Source organism: Mycobacterium sp. E802, from assembly GCF_001666875.1.
In the GTDB taxonomy this organism is placed as follows: Bacteria; Actinomycetota; Actinomycetes; order Mycobacteriales; family Mycobacteriaceae; genus Mycobacterium.
In genome coordinates, this window is the sequence record NZ_LZJD01000122.1 from 1 (window position 1) to 4,611 (window position 4,611).

The 4,611-nt window shown below is 67.4% G+C and carries 6 protein-coding genes and 2 pseudogenes; 5 read left to right on the forward strand and 3 right to left on the reverse strand.

Annotated elements, in window-relative coordinates; all coding sequences use genetic code 11:
* Positions 1-186: pseudogene (locus A5699_RS18095) on the forward strand (HNH endonuclease); the annotation flags it as partial.
* Here the strand turns inward: A5699_RS18095 and A5699_RS18100 are convergent.
* A complete protein-coding gene (locus tag A5699_RS18100; RefSeq protein ID WP_067771695.1) occupies positions 162-989 on the reverse strand; it encodes a helix-turn-helix domain-containing protein in 828 nt (275 codons plus the stop codon). The pseudogene A5699_RS18095 and the gene A5699_RS18100 overlap by 25 nt on opposite strands.
* Positions 990-1,016: 27 nt before the next feature.
* Here A5699_RS18100 and A5699_RS18105 point away from each other — a divergent pair, with 27 nt between their 5' ends.
* Genes A5699_RS18105 through A5699_RS18115 form a run of 3 tightly spaced genes read left to right on the forward strand, consistent with a single transcriptional unit; the run spans position 1,017 to position 2,382 of the window.
* On the forward strand, positions 1,017-1,487 hold the full coding sequence (locus tag A5699_RS18105; protein ID WP_067771698.1) for a glyoxalase/bleomycin resistance/extradiol dioxygenase family protein: 471 nt from the start codon (positions 1,017-1,019) through the stop codon (positions 1,485-1,487).
* Between the two features lie 9 nt (positions 1,488-1,496).
* Positions 1,497-1,934 carry an HIT family protein gene (locus tag A5699_RS18110; RefSeq protein ID WP_067771701.1) on the forward strand — a complete coding sequence of 146 codons (438 nt, stop codon included), beginning with the start codon at positions 1,497-1,499 and terminating at the stop codon, positions 1,932-1,934.
* A gap of 4 nt (positions 1,935-1,938) precedes the next feature.
* Positions 1,939-2,382, forward strand: coding sequence for a nitroreductase family deazaflavin-dependent oxidoreductase (locus A5699_RS18115; RefSeq protein WP_067771704.1), 444 nt, complete (start codon positions 1,939-1,941; stop codon positions 2,380-2,382).
* Here the strand turns inward: A5699_RS18115 and A5699_RS18120 are convergent.
* Complete coding sequence (locus A5699_RS18120) at positions 2,379-3,428, reverse strand: LLM class flavin-dependent oxidoreductase (RefSeq protein WP_067771706.1); 1,050 nt, start codon at positions 3,426-3,428, stop codon at positions 2,379-2,381. The genes A5699_RS18115 and A5699_RS18120 overlap by 4 nt on opposite strands.
* 13 nt (positions 3,429-3,441) lie before the next feature.
* The gene (locus A5699_RS18125) at positions 3,442-4,296 is read right to left on the reverse strand and encodes a uracil-DNA glycosylase (RefSeq protein WP_067771710.1); all 855 of its coding nucleotides are present in this window, start codon (positions 4,294-4,296) and stop codon (positions 3,442-3,444) included.
* Between the two features lie 74 nt (positions 4,297-4,370).
* Here A5699_RS18125 and A5699_RS18130 point away from each other — a divergent pair.
* Positions 4,371-4,611: pseudogene (locus A5699_RS18130) on the forward strand (MFS transporter); the annotation flags it as partial.

A 4,611-nucleotide genomic window follows, 5' to 3' on the forward strand; every position in this document is an offset into this window, starting at 1 on the left:
CCCGAGGCGCAAAGTCCGCACCGTGGCATGAAGATGCCCAAACGCAGCCACACCCGCGAACAAGAACGCCAAGAACGCATCGCCGAAGAACGACACCTACGCGCCGAAATCAACAACGACCTCGACGTCGAACGCCAATACCAAATCTGGCTCGCCGAACACTACGACCCACCACCACCGTTCTGAACGGCGTATTCCCCCGGCGTGCATCCCAGCATGGACCGGAAGTTCTTGGCGAAATGCGCCTGGTCGTACCAGCCGAGTCGCACTGCGAGATCGGCAAAGTCGAGATCGGGCGTACTTTCGATCTCCAATGCGGCCTGTTGTAGCCGATAACGGCACAGCACCCACTTCACCGTCACCCCGACATAGCGCTGGAACACCCGCTGCGTGGTCCGCGTGCTCCACGGCGAATACTGCATGACCTGCTCGACTCGGTGCAGTGATCCGTCGGCGCTCATGCGCTCGCACAGAGCACACAGTGCCCGGTAGGTATCGTCCAGCGGCTCGGCCGTAGCGCCGATGATCGCCTCCAGACCGGCATGGGCCGAGGCCACAGTCTCGCCGAGAACCACAGGCGCACCGGATAACTCGCTCACGGAGACCACGCGACCGGTCATCGCCGCGGCGTCCCCGCCGAAGCGGGCGGTGAACCCACCGGGCCGGAATCGGGCCCCGACCACAGCACCGCGCCCACTGATGGTGATCCGGAATACTTTCGGCACCACCCCGTGCAACAAGGTGGCCGGCAACCGATGACCATGACGCAGACCGTCATCGCCCCACTCGCGGGTCAGATGCATGGCCGGAAAGGTGATCACAGTGCTCTCGAACGGACCTGCCTGCCGGCGGTCCCAGCTCACCGACCAAAAGTGCTCGACGAACCGGCCGGCCTCGTCCGACGGCATCCAACGGTGCAGGTCGAATGCCGCGACGGTACCGGCGCGGCCGACCACTCCCCGCTCTGGCGCGTTTTTACAAGCGGGCATGCACGACAGCCTACGAAACTGGTCGATATGACTGTCACACCGATTCCCCAGGGCTATACCAGCCTGACCCCGTTCCTCTGCGTCGACGGAGCCGCCGAGGCAATCACCTTCTACCAGAACGTCTTCGGTGCCGACGTGGTCGAACGGATGGACGGGCCGGACGGCACCGTCGCGCATGCCGAACTCGATTTCGGCAATGGCCGGTTACAGCTCGGCGACCCACAGGAGGCGTTTCAGATCGCCGCACCGGAACCGGGTTCGGCGGCAACTCATTCGATCGGGCTGTACTGCCCCGATGTCGACGCCGTGGTGGCCCGCGCCGAAAAGGCGGGCGCGATCATGCGCGAGCCCGCGCAGACGTTTGTCACCGGCGACCGCTTTGCCTCGATCGTCGACCCGTTCGGCCAACGCTGGACCGTGATGACCCGTGTCGAAAACCTCACGGCGGCCGAACGGGAACGACGCGTTGCCGAATGGACGGACGCCGCCGGAGGTTAACGTGGCGGGATGTCTTGCGTGTTCTGTGCGATCGTCGCCGGCGAAGCCCCCGCCATCCGTATCTACGAAGACGACGATTACCTGGGCATTCTCGACATCCGGCCGTTCACGCGCGGGCACACCCTGGTCATCCCGAAGCAACACATGGTCGATCTCACCGACACCCCGGCGGACACCGTGGCCGCGATGGCCCGCATCGGAGCGCGCATCGCCCGCGCCGCGCGCCGGTCCGGCCTGCACGCCGACGGCAACAACATCGTGATCAACGACGGCAAGGCCGCCTTCCAGAGCGTGTTCCACATCCACCTGCATGTGGTGCCGCGTCAGGCCGGCGACAAACTGTCCTTCGTCAAGGGCATGATGATGCGTCGTGACCCCGACCGTGAGGAGTCGGGGCGGCTGTTACGTGCGGCATTGGCAGAACTCGACGCGTCCGAGCACGATTGAACCCATGAGTGATCCGTCGCCCATCGCACAACTCGGCCTCCGACTCCTGCACATCCACGACCTGATCTACCAGAAGTCCAACGGGATGATCGGCCACCACCTGCCCGGCTTCCCGAACAGCCTGCTGTTGCGCAGCACCGGCGCGAAGACCGGTCAGCCGCGGATCAACACGCTGAGCTACGCCCGTGACGGGAACGACTATCTGGTGGTGGCGTCCATGGGCGGAGCGCCCCGCTCACCGGGCTGGTATCACAACCTGAAGGCCCAGCCCCGCGTCGAGATCAACGTCGGGCCCAAGCGACTCAGCGTCACCGCCAAGCCCGTGCTGCCTGACGATCCCGACTACCAGCGGTTGTGGAAGATCGTCAACGACAACAACTCTGACCGCTACGAGGCGTATCAGAAGAAGACGTCGCGACCGATCCCGATCGTGGTGCTCAGCCCTTAGAACAGTTCCTTGGCCAACAGCTCGAGCGTGGTGGCGCGGGCCGTCGCGGTGGCCGGGCCAGCACCGCGACGGGCCGAGCCCACCGGGTTGACCATGACCTCGTCGACGTCGAACTCTTCGGCCAGCGCGCGGACCTGCGCGGCCGCCTCGGCGGGTGAGCCCACCACGGCGCGCCGTAGCCCGGAGGCCACCACCGCCTCGGCCTGCGGAGTGAGAGTGGTGGCCTCGGCGTCCTCGACCAGATCCAGCGCGCCGAGCGGCTGGCCGGTCCGCAGCCGACCCATCATCTGTAGTTGTGGCAGCAGCAGCGCCTTGGCCTCTTCGGTGGTCTCGGCCACCGAGGCGTTGACCGTCAGGAATGTCACCGGCTCGGAGGCCAGATTGCTGGGCTGGAACTCGTCGCGATAAACAGCCAAGGCTTCGGCAGTGCCCTGGCCGGAAAAGTGGTGGGCGAAAACGTACGGCAACCCCTTGGCCGCGGCCAGGTGCGCCGAGTACAACGACGAGCCGAGCAGCCACATCCGCGGCTCGGTGACCGCCGCAGGCGTCGCCTTGAGTACGTAGTTCTCGCGCATCAGGTCGCGCGGCAACGGCACCCGCACACCGCGCGCACCCATCAGGGCGACGACATCGTCGAGGTACTGGGGGAAGGCCTCGATGTCGCGATCATCGCGGCCGGCCGCCCCGCGAAGGGCCAGCGAGGTGACCGGATCCGAGCCCGGCGCCCGCCCGATCCCCAGGTCGATACGTCCGGGGTGGGCGGCTTCCAACAGGGCGAACTGCTCAGCGACCGCCAGCGGTGCGTGGTTGGGCAGCATCACCCCGCCCGAACCGAGCCGCAGCTGCGAAGTGTGTGCGGCCAAATGCGCGATCAGCACCGGCGGACTGGTGGCCGCCACCGCCGGCATGTTGTGGTGCTCGGCGATCCAGTAGCGGGTGTATCCCAGCCGGTCGGCGGTCTGCGCCAGGTGAGTCGTGGCGGTCAGCGCATCGGCCGTGGACTGGTCGGTGCGTACCGGGACGAGGTCGAGGACAGAGAGCCGCATGACAGCGTCAACGTCAAGAGGCGCCCGGTTCGTTCCCGCGTGCCTCGGCGACCAGGCGTTTGGCGGTGACGAAGATGTCGTCGAGCATCGCCGGGGTGAGCCGGCCGGTGAACGTGTTCTGCTGGCTGGGGTGGAAGCAACCGAGCAGGGTGACGGGGCCCTGGGCAGTGTGCAGCAATGCGGTGACGCCGTGTCCGAACTTGGGCGCGGGCCGGGGCGACCCGAGAAGTTCAAGTGCGGCCCGCCACGCGAAACCGCCCAGCGCGATGACCACGTGAGCCGACGGCCCGACCAGGCGCCACTCGGCCTGCAGCCACGGCGCGCAGGTGGCCCGCTCGCCTGGGGTCGGCGCGTTGGCCGGTGGGGCGCAACGCACCGCCGCGGCCATCCGGGTGTCGGTCAGCCGCATACCGTCGGCGGCGTCGATGCACACCGCCTGATTGGCCAGCCCGGCCCGGTGCAACGCGGCGAACAGGAAGTCTCCGGACCGGTCCCCGGTGAACACCCGACCGGTGCGGTTCGCGCCCTGGGCGGCCGGGGCCAGCCCGACGATCATGATCCCGGGTTGTTCCGCACCGAATCCGGTGGCCGGCCTACCCCAATATGGTTGATCCGCAAAGGATTTCCGCTTGGTCACGGCCGTCTCTTCGCGCCAGGCGACCAGCCGGGGACAGGCCCGGCACACGGAGATCAACGCGTCGAGCTCGTCGACCGTACCCACCCGGGCGGCCAGGCGTCGCACCTGCGCGGCGGTCTTGGCCACCGGAGTGGACGCATCCGCGGGGTCCCCGGGCCAGCCCGTGCCGGGCGGGACCGGTGAGGGGAAAAGTTCGCCGGTCCTGGGGTGCGGGAGTTCAGAGATCGACACCAGTCCACTGTGCCTGAACGGAAAATCCGTCGCGGTGGGTACGGGCACGCTGTTAGATTCGGCCGCGATAGCCCATGACCCACACCAAGCGCGGCCCCCTGCTGCTGATCCTGTTCGCCGCGCTGACGGCCGGGGCGGGCAACGGGATCTCGATCGTCGCGTTCCCGTGGCTGGTGTTGCAGCGCAACGGATCTGCGCTCGACGCATCGATCGTCGCCATGGCCGGGACACTGCCGCTGCTGGTCGCCACCCTGATCGCCGGGGCGGCCGTCGACTACCTGGGCCGGCGGCTGGTATCGATGATCTCCGATCTGC

What these genes read in the sequence shown, in the direction of transcription:
- A5699_RS18100 (WP_067771695.1), bottom strand. Translation starts at nt 989, where the DNA reads ATGCCCGCTTGTAAAAACGCGCCAGAGCGGGGAGTGGTCGGCCGCGCC.
- A5699_RS18105 (WP_067771698.1), top strand. Translation starts at nt 1,017, where the DNA reads ATGACTGTCACACCGATTCCCCAGGGCTATACCAGCCTGACCCCGTTC.
- A5699_RS18110 (WP_067771701.1), top strand. Translation starts at nt 1,497, where the DNA reads ATGTCTTGCGTGTTCTGTGCGATCGTCGCCGGCGAAGCCCCCGCCATC.
- A5699_RS18115 (WP_067771704.1), top strand. Translation starts at nt 1,939, where the DNA reads ATGAGTGATCCGTCGCCCATCGCACAACTCGGCCTCCGACTCCTGCAC.
- A5699_RS18120 (WP_067771706.1), bottom strand. Translation starts at nt 3,428, where the DNA reads ATGCGGCTCTCTGTCCTCGACCTCGTCCCGGTACGCACCGACCAGTCC.